This window comes from Sphingobacterium sp. (genome assembly GCF_039596235.1).
Classification (GTDB): domain Bacteria; phylum Bacteroidota; class Bacteroidia; order Sphingobacteriales; family Sphingobacteriaceae; genus Sphingobacterium.
Genome location: NZ_JBCNKE010000006.1, coordinates 342,739 through 364,060, shown reverse-complemented (window position 1 = coordinate 364,060; position 21,322 = coordinate 342,739). Strand labels below are relative to the sequence as shown.

Here is a 21,322-nt window from a genome sequence, read left to right as displayed (position 1 = left end):
GTGTTTTCTTAAAGAACTTTGTCGCTTCAACTTCCGTATCCGCTTTATTCCGATGGGCACCAGCCCGTCTTTATCTTTTTCTGTTTTCCCTCCGTTTCCGTTGGGACTGCAAAGGTAGAAATCTTTTCTGGACTTCCAAAAAAAAATTGAAGTTTTTTTTCTTTTTCCTTTTTCCGATTTCTGCGTTTAAAATAAACCCAGCGGGATTTTAAATCCTGCCCGGCTCACTTAAACCCTTTTTTTTCATGGCTGCCTGCTCTGGCGGCAACCGTCCCTCCCTTGCGGAGTGGTGCAAAGATAGGAAGTTTTTATAATCACTTCCAAGCCTTTTGTTTATTATTTTTAATAAAAAAGTTAACTTACTGTAACATTGAAAGATTCATTTGAAAAATAGTGTTCAATGGGCAATCCAACAGGTCAAATTAACAAATTAAATTAGCGGCCTGTTTCTTCCCAGCATTCAATATCGGCACACCCATTAACAGACAAATCTGTAAGTAAAATGAAAACATCAATTACTATTTTCCTCTTGTGTGAAAAGCAAAATGAGCACTCCATCCCCCCTATTTTAATTATGTTCATATAGAGTAATCATCCATCTTGAAGAACAATGAGTTTACATGAAGCAAAAAAGGTCCAAGCATACACTTGGACCTTTTTTATATAATAATCGAGTAACGATTAATCTTCTTCTTTCGAAGCCAACAATTGATCGTACTCTTCGCGAGAGCCCACGATTAAATTGCTGTATTGACGGATACCTGTACCTGAAGGGATCAAGTGACCAACAATTACGTTTTCTTTCAAACCTAATAAGTTATCACGTTTACCTGCGATAGCAGCTTCGTTCAACACTTTAGTAGTCTCTTGGAAAGAGGCTGCAGAGATGAACGATTTCGTACCCAATGAAGCTCTGGTAATACCTTGCAACAATGGACTTGAAGTCGCTGGAATTGCTTCACGTACTTCTACAAGTTTTAAGTCACGGCGTTTCAAGCTAGAGTTTTCCTCTCTCAACTTACGTAAAGAAACGATTTGTCCTGGACGTAAATTATTGGAGTCTCCGGCATCAACAACGACCTTCTTGTCGAACAAGGAATCATTTTCTTCCATGAAGTCCCATTTGTTTACAGCTTCTTTTTCTAAGAAACGTGTATCCCCTGGATCTTCAATATTAACCTTTTGCATCATTTGGTGAACGATCGTTTCGAAGTGCTTATCGTTGATCTTCACACCTTGAAGACGGTATACCTCTTGGATACCATTCACGATGTAATGTTGTACCGCTGATGGTCCCTTAATAGATAAGATATCCGCTGGAGAGATCGAACCATCCGATAATGGCATACCTGCTTTCACGAAGTCATTATCCTGAACAAGGATATGTTTAGAAAGTGGTACCAAGTATTTCTTGATTTGGCCATCGCGTGATTCAATCGACATCTCACGGTTACCACGTTTCACACCACCTAATGTTACCACACCGTCGATTTCTGTTACAACAGCAGGATTAGAAGGGTTACGTGCCTCGAATAATTCTGTTACACGCGGAAGACCGCCCGTAATATCTCGTGTTTTACCGGTAGAACGAGGGATCTTAACTAAGATACCACCTTCTTTAACAGTCACACCGTTAGCAACTGCAACGTGTGCTCCTACCGGAATATTGTATGTACGGATTACCTCTCCAGATTTATCAAGGATCTTGATGGATGGGTTTTTCGTTTTATCACGTGTTTCGATAATTACCTTCTCTTTGTGACCAGTTTGCTCATCTGACTCCTCACGGAAAGTAACCCCCTCAATGATTGCATCAAATTCAACTTTACCGGCAAATTCAGAGATAATTACCGCATTATACGGATCCCATTCTACCAATTTATCACCTTTAGCTACGGTTCCACCATCCTCAACGAACAATTGTGAACCATAAGGGATATTTTGCTGGAATACTATTTTATTATGTGCATCGATGATTTTAATCTCACCAGAACGCCCTAAGACAACCTGATGTGTGCCATTTTCATTTGTTTGAGAAACAGTACGTACGTTTTCAAATTCGATTTTACCGTCGTATTTAGAAATGATACTTGAATCAGCAGCAATGTTCGATGCCGTACCACCCACGTGGAATGTACGAAGTGTCAACTGTGTACCTGGCTCACCGATTGACTGAGCAGCAATAACACCTACAGCTTCACCTAACTGAACACGTTTACCTGACGCCAAGTTACGTCCGTAACAACATGCACAAACACCGCGCTTCGACTCACAAGTCAATACCGTACGAATCTCAATACCTTCGATACCCGCTTTCTCAATAGTTTCAGCGATTTCCTCAGTGATATCTTCGTTTGCAGAAACGATCAACTCCTCTGTCTCCGGATGGAATACATCATGTAAAGGCGTACGACCCAAAATACGATCGAACAATGGTTCAACAACATCATCATTATCTTTCAATGCTGTCGTATAAATACCACGTAAACCACCACAATCTTGTTCCACGACGATCATGTCTTGTGCTACGTCATGTAAACGACGAGTCAAGTAACCCGCATCGGCCGTTTTCAATGCCGTATCGGCAAGACCTTTACGTGCACCGTGTGTAGAGATAAAGTATTCCAATACGGACAAACCTTCTTTAAAGTTTGATAAGATTGGGTTTTCGATAATCTCACCACCGGAAGTTCCAGATTTCTGAGGTTTCGCCATCAAACCACGCATACCACATAACTGACGAATCTGCTCTTTCGAACCACGAGCACCAGAATCCAACATCATATAAACAGAGTTGAAACCTTGATTGTCGTTCGAAAGAATATCCATAACGTGTGCAGTCAATCTATTGTTGATACGCGTCCAGATATCGATGATTTGGTTGTAACGTTCGTTGTTGGTAATGAAACCCATGTTATAGTTGTTCATTACTTCTTCAACTTCGTTCGTTGCTTGTTGGATCAATTCAGCCTTAGCAGCCGGAATGTTCAAATCTTCCAAGTTGAAAGAAAGACCACCTTTGAAGGCTGTTTGATATCCCAATTCTTTCATATCGTCCAAGAATTGTGCAGCACGAGCCATACCCGTTGTCTTCACAATCTCACCAATGATATTACGTAAAGATTTTTTGGTAAGCAGTTCGTTTACGAAACCCATTTCATCAGGAACAACTTGGTTGAAGATCACACGACCTACAGTTGTTTCTAATAAGGTATCAACGATGCTACCATCTTTTTGTCTAACTTTTGTTTTTACTTTAATCCAAGCGTGCAGGTCAATTTGCTTCTCATTTAAAGCAATGATAACCTCTTCAGCGGAATAGAAAGTCATATCCTGACCTCTTACGATATGATCGCCAGCAGTTCTACGGCCTTTAGTAATATAGTAAAGACCCAATACCATGTCTTGAGATGGTACTGTGATTGGGGAACCATTCGCAGGGTTTAAGATATTGTGTGCTGCCAACATCAAGATTTGGGCTTCCAAAACTGCGGCATTACCTAGAGGTAAGTGAACCGCCATTTGGTCACCGTCAAAGTCGGCGTTGAATGCCGTACACACTAATGGGTGCAATTGGATCGCTTTTCCTTCCACCAATGTAGGTTGGAAAGCCTGAATACCCAAACGGTGAAGCGTAGGTGCACGGTTTAGCAATACAGGGTGACCTTTCAAAACATTTTCAAGGATATCCCATACCACTGGATCTTTACGATCTACGATTTTTTTAGCAGATTTTACTGTTTTTACAATACCACGCTCGATCATCTTACGAATGATAAACGGTTTGTAAAGTTCAGCAGCCATATCTTTAGGAAGACCACACTCGTGTAATTTCAAATGAGGACCTACAACAATTACCGAACGAGCCGAATAATCCACACGCTTACCTAACAAGTTTTGACGGAAACGACCTTGTTTACCCTTCAAAATATCAGATAAAGATTTCAACGCACGGTTACCTTCTGTCTTAACAGCGTTCACTTTACGTGAGTTGTCAAACAAAGAATCTACCGCTTCTTGAAGCATACGTTTTTCGTTACGTAAGATTACTTCAGGAGCTTTGATTTCAATCAAACGTTTTAGACGGTTGTTACGGATAATCACCCGACGGTATAAGTCGTTCAAATCCGAAGTCGCAAAACGACCACCATCCAAAGGCACTAAAGGACGTAATTCAGGCGGGATGATCGGAACGATTTTCACGATCATCCATTCAGGACGATTCTCAATATTTTCACGTGAGCTACGGAAAGCTTCAACCACATGAAGTCGTTTTAACGCTTCATTTTTACGTTGTTGCGAAGTTTCATTTGCAGCTTGGTGACGTAAATCGTAAGACAATTGATCCAAATCAATACGTTTCAACAAATCTTCCAGCGCCTCAGCACCCATCTTAGCAACGAATTTCTGAGGATCATTATCGTCTAAATATTGATTTTCTTTTGGTAAGGTATCTAAAATATCTAGATATTCTTCTTCAGTCAAGAAGTCCATAAAGTTGATACCATCTTCTTCCTTGATACCAGCTTGGATAACCACATAACGTTCGTAGTAAATGATCATATCCAATTTCTTGGTAGGAAGTCCCAATAAATAACCAATTTTATTAGGAAGAGAACGGAAGTACCAGATGTGTGCAACAGGAACAACCAAATTGATATGCCCCATACGCTCACGACGTACTTTTTTCTCAGTTACTTCAACACCACAACGGTCACATACGATACCTTTATAACGGATACGTTTGTATTTACCACAGTGACATTCGTAGTCCTTTACAGGACCAAAAATACGCTCACAGAATAAACCGTCACGTTCTGGTTTGTAGGTACGATAGTTAATCGTTTCTGGTTTTGTAACTTCACCACTTGAGCGTTCCAAAATAGTTTCTGGAGAAGCCAAGCTGATCGTAATCGAAGTGAAGTTGCTTTTAATTTTATTATCTTTTTTGTAAGACATACTTATTCAAAAGTTAAAGCTTTATAAAGAAGCTTTGAAGGACTGGAGTCCTTCAAAGCTCTAATTGCTTAATTAATCCAATGTGATATCTAGACCCAATCCGCGCAACTCGTGTACCAATACGTTGAATGATTCTGGTACCGACGGCGTTGGAAGATTGTTACCTTTTACGATTGCCTCGTAAGTTTTGGCACGACCAACCACGTCATCCGATTTCACAGTCAAGATCTCTTGAAGGATGTTAGATGCACCAAATGCCTCTAATGCCCAAACCTCCATCTCACCGAAACGCTGACCACCGAATTGTGCTTTACCACCCAAAGGTTGTTGTGTGATCAATGAATACGGACCGATTGAACGTGCGTGCATTTTATCATCAACCATGTGACCTAATTTCAACATGTAGATTACACCCACTGTCGTTGGTTGATCAAAACGGTCACCCGTCAATCCATTGTACAAATATGTACGTCCTGATTTTGGTAAACCTGCCTTAGCAACCCAATCTTGTACCTGATCCATTTCAGCACCATCAAAGATTGGTGTAGCAAACTTAACACCTAATTTTTGACCAGCCCAGCCCAATACGGTTTCGTAGATCTGACCCAAGTTCATCCGTGAAGGTACCCCTAGTGGATTCAACACGATATCAACTGGTGTACCGTCTTCCAAGAATGGCATATCCTCATCACGTACAATACGCGCAACGATACCTTTGTTACCGTGACGACCCGCCATCTTATCTCCAACTTTCAACTTACGTTTCTTAGCTACGTAAACTTTAGCCATCTGCACAATTCCTGATGGAAGTTCATCACCGACAGATACCGCGAATTTATCACGTTTGAACGAACCTAACTCTTCATTAATTTTGATGTTGTAATTATGAAGGGCCATTTTGATCAGCTCGTTTTTATCTTCGTCAGTTGTCCATCCCATCGGGTTGATATTGTTGTAATCCAATTCAGCTAAGATTTTTTGTGTAAACTTAGCGCCTTTAGCAACCAACAACTCTTTATAGACATTGTATACCCCTTGGCTAGTTTTACCATTCACTATAGTGAATAATTTTTCAACCAAACGATCTTTCAATGATTTAACAGCTCTATCGTGAGCAACCTCTAGTTTCTCTAAAGTTTTACGTTCAACCTCTTTAGACATTTTCTTCGCACGCGAGAATAACTTCGTATCGATAACAACACCTTTTAATGATGGTGGAGTTTTCAATGAAGCATCTTTCACGTCACCAGCTTTGTCGCCAAAGATTGCACGTAACAATTTCTCCTCCGGAGAAGGATCAGACTCACCTTTCGGTGTGATTTTACCGATTAGGATATCACCCCCACCAACTTCAGCACCGATACGGATAATACCGTTTTCGTCCAAGTCCTTTGTCGCTTCTTCAGATACGTTAGGGATATCAGCTGTTAACTCTTCTTCACCACGTTTTGTATCACGAACTTCAAGTTCGAATTCTTCAATGTGAAGAGAAGTAAACCAGTCTTCTTTCGCTACACGTTCAGAAATTACGATCGCATCCTCAAAGTTATATCCTTGCCAAGGCATGAACGCAACTTTCAAGTTACGACCTAATGCCAATTCACCATTTTCAGTCGCATAACCTTCACATAATACCTGTCCTGGTTCAACCCGTTGACCTTTCTTAACGATCGGCTTCAAGTTCATACAAGTATTTTGGTTGGTTTTCTTGAATTTGATCAATTTATACGTTTTGACATCATCATCAAATGATACAAGACGATCATCGTCGTTTCTGTCGTAACGGATCTTGATTTCATCAGCATCTACATATTCTACTACACCATGCCCTTCAGCATTGATCAAGGTACGTGAATCTTTTGCAACACGACCTTCAAGACCAGTACCTACGATAGGAGCCTGCGGACGCAATACAGGCACAGCCTGGCGTTGCATGTTCGATCCCATCAATGCACGGTTGGCATCATCGTGTTCCAAGAAAGGAATCAATGAAGCCGCAATAGAGGTAATTTGGTTTGGAGCAACGTCCATATAATCAAGCATATTAGGCTCGATAATCGGAAAGTCACCCTCATATCTGGCTTTCACTTTCGCATCTTCGAAATTACCTTTGTCATCGTACAAAGCATTCGCTTGTGCAATTGTTTTACCATCTTCATCTTCAGCAGACAAGTATACTACAGGTTCATCAACCACAACGACTCCATCTTTTACCTTACGATAAGGAGTTTCGATAAATCCTAAGTGGTTAATTTTCGCATGTACAGCCAATGAGGAGATCAAACCGATGTTCGGACCCTCTGGAGTTTCAATTGTACAAAGACGACCATAGTGTGTATAGTGAACGTCACGAACCTCGAAACCTGCACGCTCACGAGAAAGACCACCTGGACCTAAAGCTGACAAACGACGCTTGTGCGTAATTTCAGCAAGAGGGTTAGTTTGGTCCATGAACTGAGACAACTGGTTCGTACCAAAGAAAGAATTGATCACAGACGAAAGAGTACGTGCATTAATCAAATCTGTTGGCGTAAACACCTCGTTGTCGCGAATATTCATACGTTCGCGGATTGTACGCGCCATACGAGAAAGGCCCACGCCAAATTGAGCATATAACTGCTCACCTACTGTACGCACACGACGGTTTGACAAGTGGTCAATATCATCCACCTCGGCCTTGGAGTTGATCAAATTGATCAAATACTTCACGATTGCGATGATATCTTCACGTGTTAGGACTTTCGTATCATCAGGAGTACCCAATTTCAACTTACGGTTGATACGGTAACGACCTACATCACCCAAATCATAGCGTTTATCAGAGAAGAATAAACGGTCAATGATACCACGAGCAGTTTCCTCATCCGGTGGTTCAGCATTACGCAATTGACGATAGATATGCTCTACCGCTTCTTTTTCCGAATTGGACGTATCTTTTTGTAAAGTATTATATATAATAGAATAATCGGCATTATTTGACTCATCGTCTTTCGCTAAGATAATAGACTTAACACCAGCCTCGATGATCAGATCAATGTGATCTTCTTCTAGTACAGTTTCACGTTCAAGGATAATTTCATTACGGTCGATAGATACCACTTCACCAGTATCCTCATCTACGAAATCTTCTACCCATTTTTTTAATACCCTAGCCGCAAGACGACGGCCAACATATTTTTTAAGACCAGATTTACTAACTTTTACTTCATCAGCTAGGTCAAACAATTCTAAGATATCTTTATCTGAATCGTAACCAATAGCACGCAATAAGGTAGTTACTGGGAATTTCTTTTTACGGTCGATATAAGCATACATAACGTTGTTTACGTCTGTCGCGAATTCGATCCAAGATCCTTTGAAAGGAATTACCCTTGCAGAATAAAGTTTAGTACCATTTGTGTGTCTACTTTGACCAAAGAAAACGCCCGGTGAACGGTGTAATTGCGATACGATGACACGCTCTGCACCATTTACCACGAAAGTACCTTTAGGAGTCATATAAGGGATAGTCCCTAAATATACATCCTGAACAATAGTTTCGAAATCTTCGTGTTCTTCATCATTACAAGATAACTTTAACTTAGCCTTTAAAGGAACGCTATAAGTCAAGCCGCGTTCGATACACTCTTGGATATCATAACGTGGTGGATCAATGAAATAATCCAAAAACTCTAGCACAAAAATGTTTCTTGAATCAGAAATAGGGAAGTTTTCCGAGAATACCTTGAACAGCCCTTCCTGATGGCGGTTGTCAGAAGTAGTTTCTAATTGAAAAAACTCCTTGAAAGATTCCAATTGCACATCTAAGAAATCTGGATATTCCAATACTTTCTTACTTGTCGCAAAGTTTATTCTTTCTTGTTGAATATTATTGTTTGCCAAGGGAATATGAATTTTAGTTTTAAAAAAACTGCGCTTACATGCATGCTGTAAACCACATGTCCACTGTGCCCAGCATATACACAGCATAGTGGCGTATTGATATAAATAGGAATAGACTCTGACGAAAAATCGTCAGAGTCTAAACCTTTTCGGGCTAATTAGTTGAGATTATTTAATCTCAACAACAGCACCAGCTTCTTCTAATTGTTTTTTCAAAGCTTCTGCTTCGTCTTTAGATACACCAGCTTTTAATTCTTTAGGTGCTCCGTCAACTAAATCTTTAGCTTCTTTCAAGCCTAATCCAGCTAAATCTTTAACCAATTTAACTACAGCTAATTTTTGACCACCAGCTTCTTTCAAGATAACGTCAAATGAAGTTTTCTCTTCAGCAGCAGCAGCACCACCTTCAGCTGGAGCAGCAGCTACAGCAACAGCAGCAGCAGCAGGCTCGATGCCATACTCGTCTTTTAAGATATCAGCTAATTCTTTAACTTCTTTTACTGTTAAGTTAACTAACTGTTCAGCAAGTTGTTTTAAATCTGCCATTTTATTTTGAATTTTTGAATGTACTTTGTAAAAATTGTTAATTAAATTGTAACGAATAATTCTTGTTCTAGAGGATTCGTTAACCTCTTTCTTCTAAAGCTTTTACCAAACCTGCAACCGTATTTCCTCCTGATTGAAGAGCAGAAATAACATTTTTCGCAGGTGACTGCAATGCAGCGATAACATCAGCGATAAGTTCGTTTTTAGATTTAAGGTTAACTAATGCAGTTAATTGATTATCTCCAACGAATGCAGTTTGCTCAATATAAGCAGCTTTCAATACTGGTTTTTCACCAGACTTGCGAAGCTCTTTGATCAATTTTGCAGGTGCATTTGCAACTTCAGAAAATAACATTGTAGAAGCACCTTTAAGTGTTCCAAAAATATCTTCTTCGTCAACACCAGCTTCGATCAATGCTTTTTTGATCAACGTGTTTTTTACCGCTTTGATTTCGATACCTTGCTCGAAACATTTACGACGAATGTTATTCACTTTTTCAACTGACAATTCAGCAGTATCGGTAATATAGAAGTTACCGTAAGATTTAATCTGTTCGGCTAAAGCTAGAACAATTTCTTGTTTTTCTTCTTTTCTCATGATTAAATACCTGCTACTGATTTAGTCTCAATATGAATACCAGGACTCATAGTTGAGGAAATGTGAATACTTTTAAAGTAAGTTCCTTTAGCTGCAGATGGCTTCAAACGAGCTAGAGTTTGTAATACCTCTAGTGCGTTATCATATATTTTATCTGCATCGAACGACGCTTTACCAATAGAAGTATGGATGATACCGGTTTTGTCAACTTTGAAATCGATCTTACCACCTTTTACATCTGTTACAGCTTTACCAACTTCTGTTGTAACTGTACCAGTTTTAGGGTTAGGCATCAAGTTTCTTGGACCTAAAATACGACCCAATTTACCAACTTTAGCCATAACACTAGGCATAGTAATAATGATATCAACGTCAGTCCAACCACCTTCAATTTTGCTGATGTAATCATCTAAACCTACGTAGTCTGCACCTGCCGCCTTAGCTTCTTCTTCCTTATCAGGAGTACATAAAACTAAAACACGAACAGTTTTACCAGTACCGTGAGGTAATGTTGCAATACCACGAACCATTTGATTTGCTTTACGAGGATCTACGCCCAAACGAACGTCGATATCCACAGAAGCATCAAATTTGGTCAATGAGATTTCTTTAACTAAAGCCGAAGCTTCTTTCAAAGAGTATGCTTTACCAGCTTCAATTTTGGATAGTGCCGCTTTTTGATTTTTTGTTAATCTAGCCACTTTTCTTAAATTGATTTCTTAATTAATTGTTCCAAGGAGCATTACCTGATACAGTAATACCCATACTACGTGCTGTACCAGCTACCATTCTCATAGCAGCCTCTACAGTAAATGCATTTAAATCAGGCATTTTATCTTTAGCGATTGTCTCAACTTGTTCCCAAGTGATAGCCGCAACTTTTTTACGGTTAGGCTCGCCAGATCCACTTTTTAATTTAGCAGCGTCTTTCAACTGAACTGCTACCGGTGGAGTCTTGATGATAAAATCAAATGATTTATCAGCGTAAACTGTAATGACAACAGGCAATACTTGACCTGGTTTGTCTTGCGTACGAGCGTTAAACTGCTTACAGAAATCCATAATATTCACACCTTTAGCACCTAATGCAGGTCCTACTGGAGGTGAAGGATTCGCAGCTCCGCCCTTAACTTGTAATTTTACTAACGCACTGACTTCTTTTGCCATTTTGTTTTGAATTTAATTTTGTTAAATGTCTGTTAGTAAGTTGGAAGCAAATAACGTAACATTCATCAATCGGGACGTAACACCCCAACCGAGGTGCAAAGTTAATAAGAAGATTTTAATCCTGCAAGTATCTAACTTTTAATTTTTCAGGAATTTATGATTTTTTTTTCGAAAGCCGGTGTAGAGAACAACAACATTCAAAATATCTTTCTTAAATATCAACGGAAAGAGGCTTAAAGTAAAAAAGAACAAAAAATAAAATAGAATAAGAGCAAACGCAAAATACCGAGAGATCGTGGTCGCGCCCGTCATTTAAAAAAATAGTTATAACACCCCCCGTCTTAAAGCTATTTCACCTTGCAAAACAGCTACACCTATTGTTGGCTAAAAAAGGCCGCAAACTGAATTAAGCAAAGCGCCAAGCTGTTTTTAAGCGGATCATTATCATTTTTTACACTTAAAAACAAAAAAGCCTTCCAATTCTCTTGGAAAGCTTTTCTCTATCGTTAATTACTAATCTTACTCTTTTTCTACTTGCATGTAGTTCAATTCAAGCGGAGTCTTACGACCGAAGACTTTCACCATTACGATCAACTTCTTCTTGTCTTCGTGAACCTCTTCAATTTCACCTGTAAAACCGTTAAAAGGACCATCATTTACTTTCACAGTCTCACCAACGTAGTAAGGAACATTAATGGTCTCGCCTTGCTCTGCCATTTCATCAACCTTCCCTAAGATACGGTTAACTTCCGCCTGACGCAAAGGAACAGCATTTCCGGCTTTATCACCCAAGAAACCAATTACGCTATTAATATTCTTAATGATGTGCTCCAACTCCCCATCCAAGGCAGCTTCTAATAAAACGTAGCCTGGGTAGTAGTTACGTTCTTTAGCGACCTTTTTACCATCACGCATCAAGTAATATTTTTCCATTGGAATCAACACTTGAGGAACCAAGTGTTCAATACCTAAACGACTAACTTCGGCATCAATATATTGCTTTACTTTCTTCTCTTTCCCACTTACAGCACGAACTACGTACCATTTTAAACCTTGATCTGCCATAAATAAATACTATTGAAAATTAAGAAGCAATACCGTACAAGAACTCTAATCCCACACTCGAAGCCTTATCCATTACAAAGACAACCAATGCAATAAGAAGAGATGCAACAAGCACAATAACAGCTGAACTTTGCAACTGAGACCATGTAGGCCAAGTCACTTTCTCAGTGATCTCTACATAAGAGTCTTTAAAAAAATCAAGTACTTTTGCCATTTTAGTTTATCTGTTTTTATAAGCACGGGCACCAGGACTCGAACCCAGACCAAAGGTTTTGGAGACCTTCGTTCTACCTTTAAACTATGCCCGTGTATTTCTTATTTTGTGATGCAAATATAGTGTTTTAAACCACCTTCTGCAAATCTTTTTTTCTTTTTTTTTATTTTAATCCGATAAATCGCTTATCGAAAAAATAAGCTAATCAACCTCAGTCGATTAGCTTATTTTATATTTTCTAGATCTTTAAAGACTAGATAATTTCAGTTACCTGACCAGCACCTACTGTACGACCACCCTCACGGATAGCGAAACGTAGACCTTTTTCCATAGCGATAGGAGAGATCAATTTAACAGAGATCGTAACGTTATCACCTGGCATAACCATTTCAGTACCTTCTGGTAAAGAGATTTCTCCAGTTACGTCAGTTGTACGGAAATAGAATTGAGGACGGTATTTGTTGAAGAATGGCGTGTGACGTCCACCTTCTGCTTTTGACAATACGTAAACCTCAGCTTTGAAATGATCGTGAGGAGTTACTGAACCTGGTTTACAGATAACCATACCACGTTTGATATCAGTTTTCTCAATACCACGTAACAATAAACCAACGTTATCACCAGCCTCACCGTAATCTAAGATTTTACGGAACATCTCAACACCTGTTACTGTAGATTTCAAGTTCTCAGCACCCATACCTAGGATCTCAACTGGATCACCAGAGTTGATTACACCTCTTTCGATACGACCTGTAGCAACTGTACCACGACCAGTGATTGAGAATACGTCCTCGATAGGCATCAAGAAAGGTAAGTCAGTCAAACGTGGAGGAATTGGAATGTAGTTATCTACAGCATCCATTAATTCCATGATTTTCTCAACCCACTCAGGCTCACCGTTCAATGCACCTAAAGCAGATCCTTTGATTACAGGGATATCATCACCTGGGAATTCGTAGAATGATAATAACTCACGAACTTCCATTTCTACTAAGTCTAACAACTCAGGGTCATCAACTAAGTCAGTTTTGTTCATGAATACTACTAACGCAGGAACACCTACCTGACGAGCCAACAAGATGTGCTCACGAGTTTGAGGCATAGGACCATCAGTCGCAGCAACTACGATGATAGCACCGTCCATTTGAGCAGCACCAGTTACCATGTTCTTAACGTAGTCAGCGTGACCTGGACAGTCAACGTGTGCATAGTGACGGTTAGCTGTAGAATATTCTACGTGTGCAGTATTGATTGTGATACCACGCTCTTTTTCTTCAGGAGCAGAGTCAATTGAATCAAATGAACGAGCTTCTGACAAACCTTTATCAGCCAATACTTTAGTGATAGCAGCTGTAGTTGTAGTTTTACCGTGGTCAACGTGACCGATAGTACCAATGTTTAAGTGTGGTTTACTACGGTCAAATTTCTCTTTTGCCATGTTTATGCGAATTAGTAATTATAAATTATTTCTATTTGTTATATACTCTTGCTTAACTTTACACAAGTACGAGCCAAAGATGGGATTTGAACCCACGACCTCTTCCTTACCAAGGAAGTGCTCTACCCCTGAGCTACTTCGGCTTACTAAAAAACCTTATTTACGTATTAATGCCCCCACCTTTAGATACATTATTATCAAAGAAGATAGAGACTAAATTTAATACTTGAAAAATTTGAGCGGAAGACGAGGTTCGAACTCGCGACCTATAGCTTGGAAGGCTATCGCTCTACCAACTGAGCTACTTCCGCTTAATAACTAGAAACTAGAGTAAATCTAAACTCCAATTAAAAAAAGTGTGGAGGGAGAAGGATTCGAACCTTCGAAGCCGAAGCAACGGATTTACAGTCCGTCCCATTTGACCGCTCTGGAACCCCTCCAGACCTGCAACCTTTGTTGCATTTAGAGCCTCTTATCGGGATCGAACCAATGACCTACTGATTACAAGTCAGTTGCTCTACCAGCTGAGCTAAAGAGGCTTCTAATATTTTTAAAATAACTTACGTTCTATCAACGCCAATCCAATAATCTTATCTTTTCAGCGAGTGCAAATATCGAATTTACTTTTGATTTTTGCAAGTTTATTTTTTACTTTTTTTTCATTTAAAGAACTAAGCAAACTTCGTTGTTATGAACCGTTGTTCCCTTGTTTGCTGATGCAAAGATAGACACAAAAGTCACTTTACAAAAATATTTATTAAAAAAAAACAGCACTTTTTGTCAATTATACTGATATGCAGCACAATAATTTTTAATTGACTATTTACCTATTTTGGTTATTTACCTAATATACTATCTTTGGGCATGCAAATTTTACCGCAATCACTTTCAAAACTTACCCGATATACAACACTACTTGCGCTGTTTATAGTGGGTAAAGGCGATTTGAAAGCCCAAAATATTATTCAAAAATTGAGTAAAAAGTTTCTTTCGGCTGAGAAAGACTCTACCCGTTCGGGCAGTTTTATGGTTTTACCTGCGGTTGGTTACGCACAGGAAACCGGAGTAGAATATGGTTTAGCCAGCTCATATAACTTTTACCTAGACAAATCTGATCCCCATATTCGCACCTCTACGATGATGTTAATGGGGACTTTTACATCTAAACATCAGTCAAACTTTAAATTTCAAACTGATCTTTGGACAAAAAATAATGATTATCATTTTGTCAGCGAAATTCGGTACCGTAACTGGCCGTTTAATTATTATGGCATCGGTATGGATACCTGGAAAATAGACGAAGAGCGCATCGACCAAAAACTATTTCGCGTAAAACTGGAAGTAGAGAAAAAAGTTCATAACAATTTGTATTCGGGCATTAATATACAGTACGATAACTTCACAATCCGTAGCGATAGCAACGATCATGTGTTCAATCGATCTGACCTTACCGGAAAAAAGGGGGGCCAACAATTGCTCCTTGGCGTATCGCAGTTATTTGACAACCGCGACAATGTTTCCTATAGTACACGTGGTTACTATGCCAAATTTCGACTCGCCTACGCCCCCAAATTATGGACTAGTGAAGATTTTAATGGTGCAAATCTGGACCTAGATCTCCGTGGTTTTATTCCTCTACATAAAAACGTCACGCTGGCCCTCCAAGGAATCCTTCGTTCGACATTCGGAAAAACAATTCCTTTTTATAACTACCGTGAATTAGGCGGTGATATGATGATGCGCGGATACTACCTCGGGCGCTATCGCGACAAAAACTACCTCGCTTCGCAAGCCGAATTACGCTATCGTTTTCATCCTCGTTTTGGTATCGTTGGTTTTTCTGGAATAGGGTCAACCTTTTCAAAAGAAAATAGCAGCAGGTATGTACCAAGTTATGGCGGCGGATTACGCTACTTTTTTAGTTTGGAACACAATAGCAGTATTCGATTTGACTATTCATATGGTGAACAACGGAACGGAGAGAAACGCCAATCAGGCTTTTACCTATCCCTAAGTGAAGCTTTTTAAATAAAAATAGGGACTTCGCTTTTGGGCAGTCCCTGTTTTTTATTCGGGTTTTGCAACAGTTCCATTCAATTATTAACTAAATCCGATTTATTTTTTTGAATACACTCTCCTCCATGAACAGCGATACGGTATCTGATTGATACTATTTTAGTTCTGCGCCCACTTCAAGTCCGCCTTTTCGAGAATATCCATTATGCAGACAATCTACTCACACGTATGTCGTAGCACGAAGTTGACGGCTTTCAATATGCTGATCAAAATTAATTTAAGATTGTAGGAAAAACAATGGAGAAACTAAAACCTGATTAGAAAATTTTCCTTTCGTTGTCCTGCTCTAAAAAAGACCAAACCGATTCGATACAGATCTATGGTCACAATTACGCGATCATCATCCTTAAGCTTGCGCCAATAGTTTTCCCGTTCCATACACATATGGGGTTCGTTTACTATCAACATATCCCGTTCATTGATAACCGTTAGAAAATCGAGGTCAAGATTCGTCCGATCGATATAATAGATCTTGCGAAAAGAATAACTCCCAGCTCGCTGTTTCAACAGCACCTCGTAACTTGGCAGCGACTTCTCTGACAAAACCACAAACTGATCAAATGCAAAAGCCTTCAATAGGCGATCGACTAGCAGATATTTTTTTTCTTCTACCTTCCCTCCTACACTAATATCCTGGGGTAAATTTAAACGCACATCGGGATTATCTTTCTGATAAATGACCTCATCGACCAATTTATAAACAAACGGTGAATGTGTCCCATGTCGGCTATGGGAAATGAAATAATGGCGCCAATACTTCAGGTGGTAATTCATTTCGCTGCAAACATCGAAAAATTTGTCTTGATATACAATTAAATTCTCCTTTCTTTAAAGGCATATTTAATCCCATACAGCTCGATAAAACGGCAATTTGTATGTATACTCAAAGAATAGATGAAGTTAGTATTGCATGAAAATTACTGATTTTACGCATTATTTCACATGGAACATTCAAACACAAGGCATGAACAAGCCATTTGCTCCCTGGTATGCAGAACAAGATGATCGTTAAAAACTAGTTTATATATGGAAAGAAGCATTAAAACTGAAGAATAAAAGCACTACCCTCGCCCTCAACGCTATTGAGAAAGATCGTGCCCTTATGCAGCAACATAATTTGCTTACTCAGGGTCAAGCCTACACCAGTTCCAGTTTTCTTCGTTGTAAAAAAGGGTGTAAATATCTGCTCTTGAAGATCTGTCGGTATTCCCCGGCCGTTATCTTCGATGCGAATCTGCACCTTTCCATCGATTTCCATTGCAGATAAACTAATATAGGCCTCCGTTCGGGTTTTAACTGCATCAATTGCATTAAGCATCAAATTGATAATAACCTGCTCAATCAGGTTGACATCAGCATAAAGTATCAACCGGGTGTTCTTTAAAATAATATCAACATCAATATTTTTTTGAATCAGCGTCGGCTCGAGCAGCTGGTAAATATGTTCAAATAATTGGGAAACCTGAATCGGCGCTACCTGCGGTTGATCAACTTTATTAATCATACGGTAGCTTTTTGCAAAATGTAAGAGCCCTTCGCTCCGCCTTTTGATGGTTGATATACCGGTTTTTAGATCATCAATATCCTCATGTCCCCTGAATTGGTCCAAACGCCCATTGAGTGTTTCGGCCAATGAGCTGATTGGTGCGATAGAATTCATGATCTCGTGCGTAAGTACGCGCAATAACTTATGCCAGGCCTTGGTCTCAGTTTCATCAATAGCTTCGTTGATATTTTGATAAACGACGATGCGAAATATCGCATCTTGTGTTTCAAAACTGGAACTTTGAATCAACAGTTTTATTTTTCCTTTACTTGACTGGATTGACTCCATCTGTTGCTGACCATTATCCAATAACATGGTCTTTTCATAAAGGTCAGGATTTTTCTTTTTCAGTCCGGCAATATTCCCTAAATGCGGCAGATGAAAAAGTTGTTTGAAGGCATCGTTCACCCACATTACTTTTCCTGTGTCCATTTCATAGAAGATAATAGCCGAATTAAGCATATTGATCACACGATCAAGGTACTGATGCTGTATCTCCTGTTTAATACTGATTTCCTTATACGTTTCGTTAATCTGATTAAAAGCGCGAAAAAGCTGCCCTTCGACCGATTTCGGATTTTTCACCAAAAAACGCCGCGTAAAGTCGCGATACTTCACGGCCTCGGCAAATTCCACAAGCTGTCTTTCCAAAAAATTATATTGGGCATATAGATTAAAGCCAAGATAGAGCATAATACAGAAGATCAAAGACGCTTGTACATACTCACGCTTCATCAACAGGTAGGCAGCCACAACCGCAGCTACCAACAGTAAAACAATCTTAATTACATTTAAAATCTTTCCATGTCTCATAGACTAGATATCGTATTTCTCTAAACGCCTATAGAGTGCTGCACGGGTAAGTCCCAATTCCTTAGCGGCCTTACTGATATTCCCATTATAACGTTCGATGGCCGATTTAATGGCTTTTCGCTCCAGCTCTTCCAGATTTTGACTGCTAGTAACAGATTCAACAACGACCTGTTCTGCTTGCTGTTCAATAGGAGAGAAAAATAAATCATTTCCCGCAATACTTACCTGATCGGCCATGATAACAGCCCGTTCGATACTGTATTGCAACTCACGCACATTTCCGGGAAAGTGATAGGCAAAGAGCTTTTTTATCGCATCCGGTTCAAATCCTTCAATGCGTTTATTGTACTTCTTGGCATAGATATCCAGAAAATATGTCGCCAACAGCCTGATATCTTCTCCCCTATCCCGTAAAGGAGGGACTTGGATTTCTACGGTATTGATCCGATAAATGAGATCCTTCCGAAAACGGCTTTCATCCGCCAAATGTTTAAGGGATACATTTGTTGCGGAGATTAGGCGTATATCCACTGGGATCGATTGGTAAGAACCCAGCGGTGTAACTTGACGATTTTGTAGTACAGTCAATAGTTTGGCCTGTTGCTGCAACGAGATATTACCGATTTCATCCAGAAACAACGTCCCACCATTGGCCGCTTCAAAACGTCCCTGACGATCTTCTCGCGCATCTGTGAATGCCCCTTTTTTATAGCCGAAAAGTTCACTTTCAAACAAAGTCTCCGTCAATGCACCTACATCAACTTTCACATAGACCTGATCCGAGCGCAACGATCGCCGTTGAATCGCCTGTGCAATCAAATCCTTACCTGTGCCGTTTTCACCCAAGATCAAGATATTCGCATCCGTTGGTGCTATCTTCTCAAGCTTATATTGCAGCTCGTCCATGGCCACCGAATTACCGATCAGATCAGGGCTATTGCTGGAGCGTAACAGCGAACTCTTATTTTTCTTCTCTTTATTTTTTGATTCTGCAAGTGTGCTTTCAATGGTTGCCAGCAACTGCTCGTTTTCCCAGGGCTTGACCACAAAATCGGCGGCGCCCTGTTTCAGTGATTTCACAGCCAGGTCTACTGCCCCATAGGCTGTAATCATAATCACATGAATCTGTGGAAATTTTTCCTTGATCCGCGACAACCAATATAACCCTTCATTTCCGGTATTGATTGTACTTTTGAAATTCATATCCAGAAGCACAAGGTCATAAGGCATTTTCTCCAAATGCCCAATCAGGTTCTCTGGATTAGATTCGACATGAACATGGCTGACTTTAGGTTTTAGCAAGATTCTTGCTGCTGTAAGTAAATCTTGGTCATCGTCGACTACTAAAATAGATGCTTTTTTCATATTCCCTGGCTTCATTCAGACACTAAGATAACTATAAATTTAACGAGCCTGCGTAATAATCATTGATATATTTTTGTAGCAACCACTCATACTGCTTGACAACCAATTGGATCTGGCTATTATCATATTTGGTCTTTGCTGTTAAGAATATGACTGAATTACTGTTTCCAAGTTCGAAAACTACCTTGGCGATACGAAATGATTCAGCGTAATTTGTATTTTGCTCCTGCAATTGGGTGATTGTATTGCTGGCATTTTGCAAGTTAAAAACCGCATTTGCAGTTTCAGCCCTCAAATTATTCAGTGCAATCTCGCGTTGAAATTTGCTTGATTCCAAATCCAATTTAGCCAGTTTAACATCATTCTTAACCTTAAATCTGTTAAAAACAGGGATTGAAAGATTTAATGAAACAGACTTTCCAAGGTTATTCTTCATCTGATACCAATAACCGCCCGTTTTCACATTTTTGGAATAATTCGAACCCAATCCACCATTTAATGACAAAGAAGGCCAATAGGAGGATTGCGCTATTTTGATGTTCTTTTCGGCAGCTTTAATTCTCCAATCTAGGGCCGTAATATCTGGAAGATTCTCTGATGCAAATTTATAAAGTGTTGTAGCATCCAATTTTTGTGCATCAGCTTTTAATTCCAATGCTTGCAAATCGCCCAATTGTGCCTCTTCTATATTTAATAAACCGGCTAACTTTACACGATTCGTATAAAGCCGCTGTTTATTGCTTTCGATCATATTGATATCATTAGCAAGCTGTCCTTTTAGATCAAAATAATCCCCCGGATTAATTGCACCCTCTTTTTGCATCGCTTCGGCACGACGTACCTGCTCACGTGTCACCTCTGTTTGCACCTCTGATTGCCTCAAAACATCTTGTGCTGTTAACACTTGGATATAAGCCGTAATAACATCCAGTTTCAATGCATTGACCTGCGAATCAAATTCAAGTTTTCCCGCTGCCTTCGCATCGGCGCGCATCCGAATATCATTCAATATGCGAAATCCATTAAAAACAGGCACACTAGCATCCAATGAAAAATTTCCAGAAGAGTTATTGCTAGTAATATATTGATTTGTCGCATTATCAACAGAACGTCCTGAGGTAAGGCTATGCCCCAAGCGTCCATTTAAATCAGGTAATCGATTCGATTTTGCCTGTGAAAGATTCACTTCAGCTCGTTTTACTGCTAATTCATTTTGCAATAAGGTAGGGTTGGCTTTTATCGCCAATTGGATACAATCGGCCAAGCTACGTTTTGATTCCGACTCATTCCCCCTGGCAGCTGCTACTTTTACAACATCCTTCTCCCCTGTTCCTCGCTCAGTCTGCTGTGCATTAACTTTCATATAAGTAAGCAAAAAACACAATGTACTATATATATAGATTCTCTTCATATCCACTTTTTGTTTTCCAAGCAGACCATCGCCATGCCAAACAATAAAATTTCTGATTATCAACAAGATGCACAAAACTATAAACCATCAATGTCCAAGTTCGTACAATCAACTGTCCGATATTGAACACCCACGCAATTATATTAAAATACAATAAAAATAATTCGTAGAAATTGCAGATAAGACCTGGGTTGTACGCCATCGTACATGAAGTGTCCGCTATCGAACACCGAACAGCAACA

The 21,322-nt window shown here is 39.6% G+C and carries 14 protein-coding genes and 5 tRNA genes; 1 reads left to right on the top strand and 18 read right to left on the bottom strand.

The genetic code is table 11. The annotated features are described in order from the left end of the window. Positions 1–681 precede the first annotated feature (681 nt). The 14 genes from rpoC to ABDW32_RS14820 form a co-directional block, all read right to left on the bottom strand. A complete protein-coding gene (rpoC, locus tag ABDW32_RS14885; protein WP_343563708.1) occupies positions 682–4,959 on the bottom strand; it encodes a DNA-directed RNA polymerase subunit beta' in 4,278 nt (1,425 codons plus the stop codon). 72 nt (positions 4,960–5,031) lie between these two features. After that, positions 5,032–8,841, bottom strand: a complete 3,810-nt coding sequence (rpoB, locus tag ABDW32_RS14880) for a DNA-directed RNA polymerase subunit beta (RefSeq protein ID WP_343563706.1) — start codon at positions 8,839–8,841, stop codon at positions 5,032–5,034. Positions 8,842–9,009: 168 nt separating this feature from the next. Continuing rightward, complete coding sequence (gene rplL / locus ABDW32_RS14875; RefSeq protein ID WP_002992785.1) at positions 9,010–9,387, bottom strand: 50S ribosomal protein L7/L12; 378 nt, start codon at positions 9,385–9,387, stop codon at positions 9,010–9,012. Positions 9,388–9,466: 79 nt separating this feature from the next. Then, the gene (rplJ, locus tag ABDW32_RS14870; protein ID WP_343563704.1) at positions 9,467–9,985 is read right to left on the bottom strand and encodes a 50S ribosomal protein L10; all 519 of its coding nucleotides are present in this window, start codon (positions 9,983–9,985) and stop codon (positions 9,467–9,469) included. A gap of 2 nt (positions 9,986–9,987) precedes the next feature. Beyond that, on the bottom strand, positions 9,988–10,686 hold the full coding sequence (gene rplA, locus ABDW32_RS14865) for a 50S ribosomal protein L1 (RefSeq protein ID WP_046672240.1): 699 nt from the start codon (positions 10,684–10,686) through the stop codon (positions 9,988–9,990). A gap of 22 nt (positions 10,687–10,708) precedes the next feature. Continuing rightward, positions 10,709–11,152, bottom strand: coding sequence for a 50S ribosomal protein L11 (gene rplK, locus ABDW32_RS14860; RefSeq protein ID WP_028072660.1), 444 nt, complete (start codon positions 11,150–11,152; stop codon positions 10,709–10,711). A gap of 519 nt (positions 11,153–11,671) precedes the next feature. Next, positions 11,672–12,217, bottom strand: a complete 546-nt coding sequence (gene nusG, locus ABDW32_RS14855) for a transcription termination/antitermination protein NusG (protein ID WP_077437773.1) — start codon at positions 12,215–12,217, stop codon at positions 11,672–11,674. A 19-nt stretch (positions 12,218–12,236) separates the two neighbouring features. Further along, positions 12,237–12,431, bottom strand: coding sequence for a preprotein translocase subunit SecE (gene secE, locus ABDW32_RS14850; RefSeq protein WP_028072657.1), 195 nt, complete (start codon positions 12,429–12,431; stop codon positions 12,237–12,239). Positions 12,432–12,454: 23 nt separating this feature from the next. Continuing rightward, positions 12,455–12,525: transfer RNA gene (locus tag ABDW32_RS14845), tRNA-Trp, on the bottom strand. A gap of 159 nt (positions 12,526–12,684) precedes the next feature. Further along, positions 12,685–13,869 (bottom strand): elongation factor Tu, encoded by a 1,185-nt coding sequence (gene tuf, locus ABDW32_RS14840; protein ID WP_077437774.1) that lies wholly within the window; start codon positions 13,867–13,869, stop codon positions 12,685–12,687. 71 nt (positions 13,870–13,940) lie between these two features. Next, a tRNA-Thr gene (locus ABDW32_RS14835) sits at positions 13,941–14,012 on the bottom strand. Positions 14,013–14,107: 95 nt separating this feature from the next. Then, positions 14,108–14,180, bottom strand: a tRNA-Gly gene (locus tag ABDW32_RS14830). 48 nt (positions 14,181–14,228) lie between these two features. Then, positions 14,229–14,309: transfer RNA gene (locus ABDW32_RS14825), tRNA-Tyr, on the bottom strand. 26 nt (positions 14,310–14,335) lie between these two features. After that, positions 14,336–14,408: transfer RNA gene (locus ABDW32_RS14820), tRNA-Thr, on the bottom strand. A gap of 325 nt (positions 14,409–14,733) precedes the next feature. Here ABDW32_RS14820 and ABDW32_RS14815 point away from each other — a divergent pair. Continuing rightward, the gene (locus ABDW32_RS14815) at positions 14,734–15,897 is read left to right on the top strand and encodes a BamA/TamA family outer membrane protein (protein ID WP_343563698.1); all 1,164 of its coding nucleotides are present in this window, start codon (positions 14,734–14,736) and stop codon (positions 15,895–15,897) included. A 294-nt stretch (positions 15,898–16,191) separates the two neighbouring features. Here ABDW32_RS14815 and ABDW32_RS14810 read toward each other — a convergent pair whose 3' ends face one another. From ABDW32_RS14810 to ABDW32_RS14795, 4 genes are all read right to left on the bottom strand, one after another. Next, positions 16,192–16,719 carry a hypothetical protein gene (locus ABDW32_RS14810; protein ID WP_343563696.1) on the bottom strand — a complete coding sequence of 176 codons (528 nt, stop codon included), beginning with the start codon at positions 16,717–16,719 and terminating at the stop codon, positions 16,192–16,194. Positions 16,720–16,984: 265 nt separating this feature from the next. Beyond that, positions 16,985–18,304, bottom strand: a complete 1,320-nt coding sequence (locus ABDW32_RS14805) for an ATP-binding protein (RefSeq protein ID WP_343563694.1) — start codon at positions 18,302–18,304, stop codon at positions 16,985–16,987. A gap of 3 nt (positions 18,305–18,307) precedes the next feature. Continuing rightward, complete coding sequence (locus tag ABDW32_RS14800; protein WP_343563692.1) at positions 18,308–19,669, bottom strand: sigma-54 dependent transcriptional regulator; 1,362 nt, start codon at positions 19,667–19,669, stop codon at positions 18,308–18,310. Positions 19,670–19,700: 31 nt separating this feature from the next. Continuing rightward, the gene (locus tag ABDW32_RS14795) at positions 19,701–21,080 is read right to left on the bottom strand and encodes a TolC family protein (RefSeq protein ID WP_343563690.1); all 1,380 of its coding nucleotides are present in this window, start codon (positions 21,078–21,080) and stop codon (positions 19,701–19,703) included. Between the last annotated feature and the right edge of the window lie 242 nt (positions 21,081–21,322).

Excerpts from the sequence above, each read along its gene's own strand:
- ABDW32_RS14815 (WP_343563698.1), top strand. The coding sequence starts at position 14,734 with ATGCAAATTTTACCGCAATCACTTTCAAAACTTACCCGATATACAACA.
- nusG (WP_077437773.1), bottom strand. The coding sequence starts at position 12,217 with ATGGCAGATCAAGGTTTAAAATGGTACGTAGTTCGTGCTGTAAGTGGG.
- ABDW32_RS14795 (WP_343563690.1), bottom strand. The coding sequence starts at position 21,080 with ATGAAGAGAATCTATATATATAGTACATTGTGTTTTTTGCTTACTTAT.
- rpoC (WP_343563708.1), bottom strand. The coding sequence starts at position 4,959 with ATGTCTTACAAAAAAGATAATAAAATTAAAAGCAACTTCACTTCGATT.
- ABDW32_RS14800 (WP_343563692.1), bottom strand. The coding sequence starts at position 19,669 with ATGAAAAAAGCATCTATTTTAGTAGTCGACGATGACCAAGATTTACTT.
- tuf (WP_077437774.1), bottom strand. The coding sequence starts at position 13,869 with ATGGCAAAAGAGAAATTTGACCGTAGTAAACCACACTTAAACATTGGT.
- rplL (WP_002992785.1), bottom strand. The coding sequence starts at position 9,387 with ATGGCAGATTTAAAACAACTTGCTGAACAGTTAGTTAACTTAACAGTA.
- secE (WP_028072657.1), bottom strand. The coding sequence starts at position 12,431 with ATGGCAAAAGTACTTGATTTTTTTAAAGACTCTTATGTAGAGATCACT.
- rplK (WP_028072660.1), bottom strand. The coding sequence starts at position 11,152 with ATGGCAAAAGAAGTCAGTGCGTTAGTAAAATTACAAGTTAAGGGCGGA.
- rplJ (WP_343563704.1), bottom strand. The coding sequence starts at position 9,985 with ATGAGAAAAGAAGAAAAACAAGAAATTGTTCTAGCTTTAGCCGAACAG.
- ABDW32_RS14810 (WP_343563696.1), bottom strand. The coding sequence starts at position 16,719 with ATGAATTACCACCTGAAGTATTGGCGCCATTATTTCATTTCCCATAGC.
- ABDW32_RS14805 (WP_343563694.1), bottom strand. The coding sequence starts at position 18,304 with ATGAGACATGGAAAGATTTTAAATGTAATTAAGATTGTTTTACTGTTG.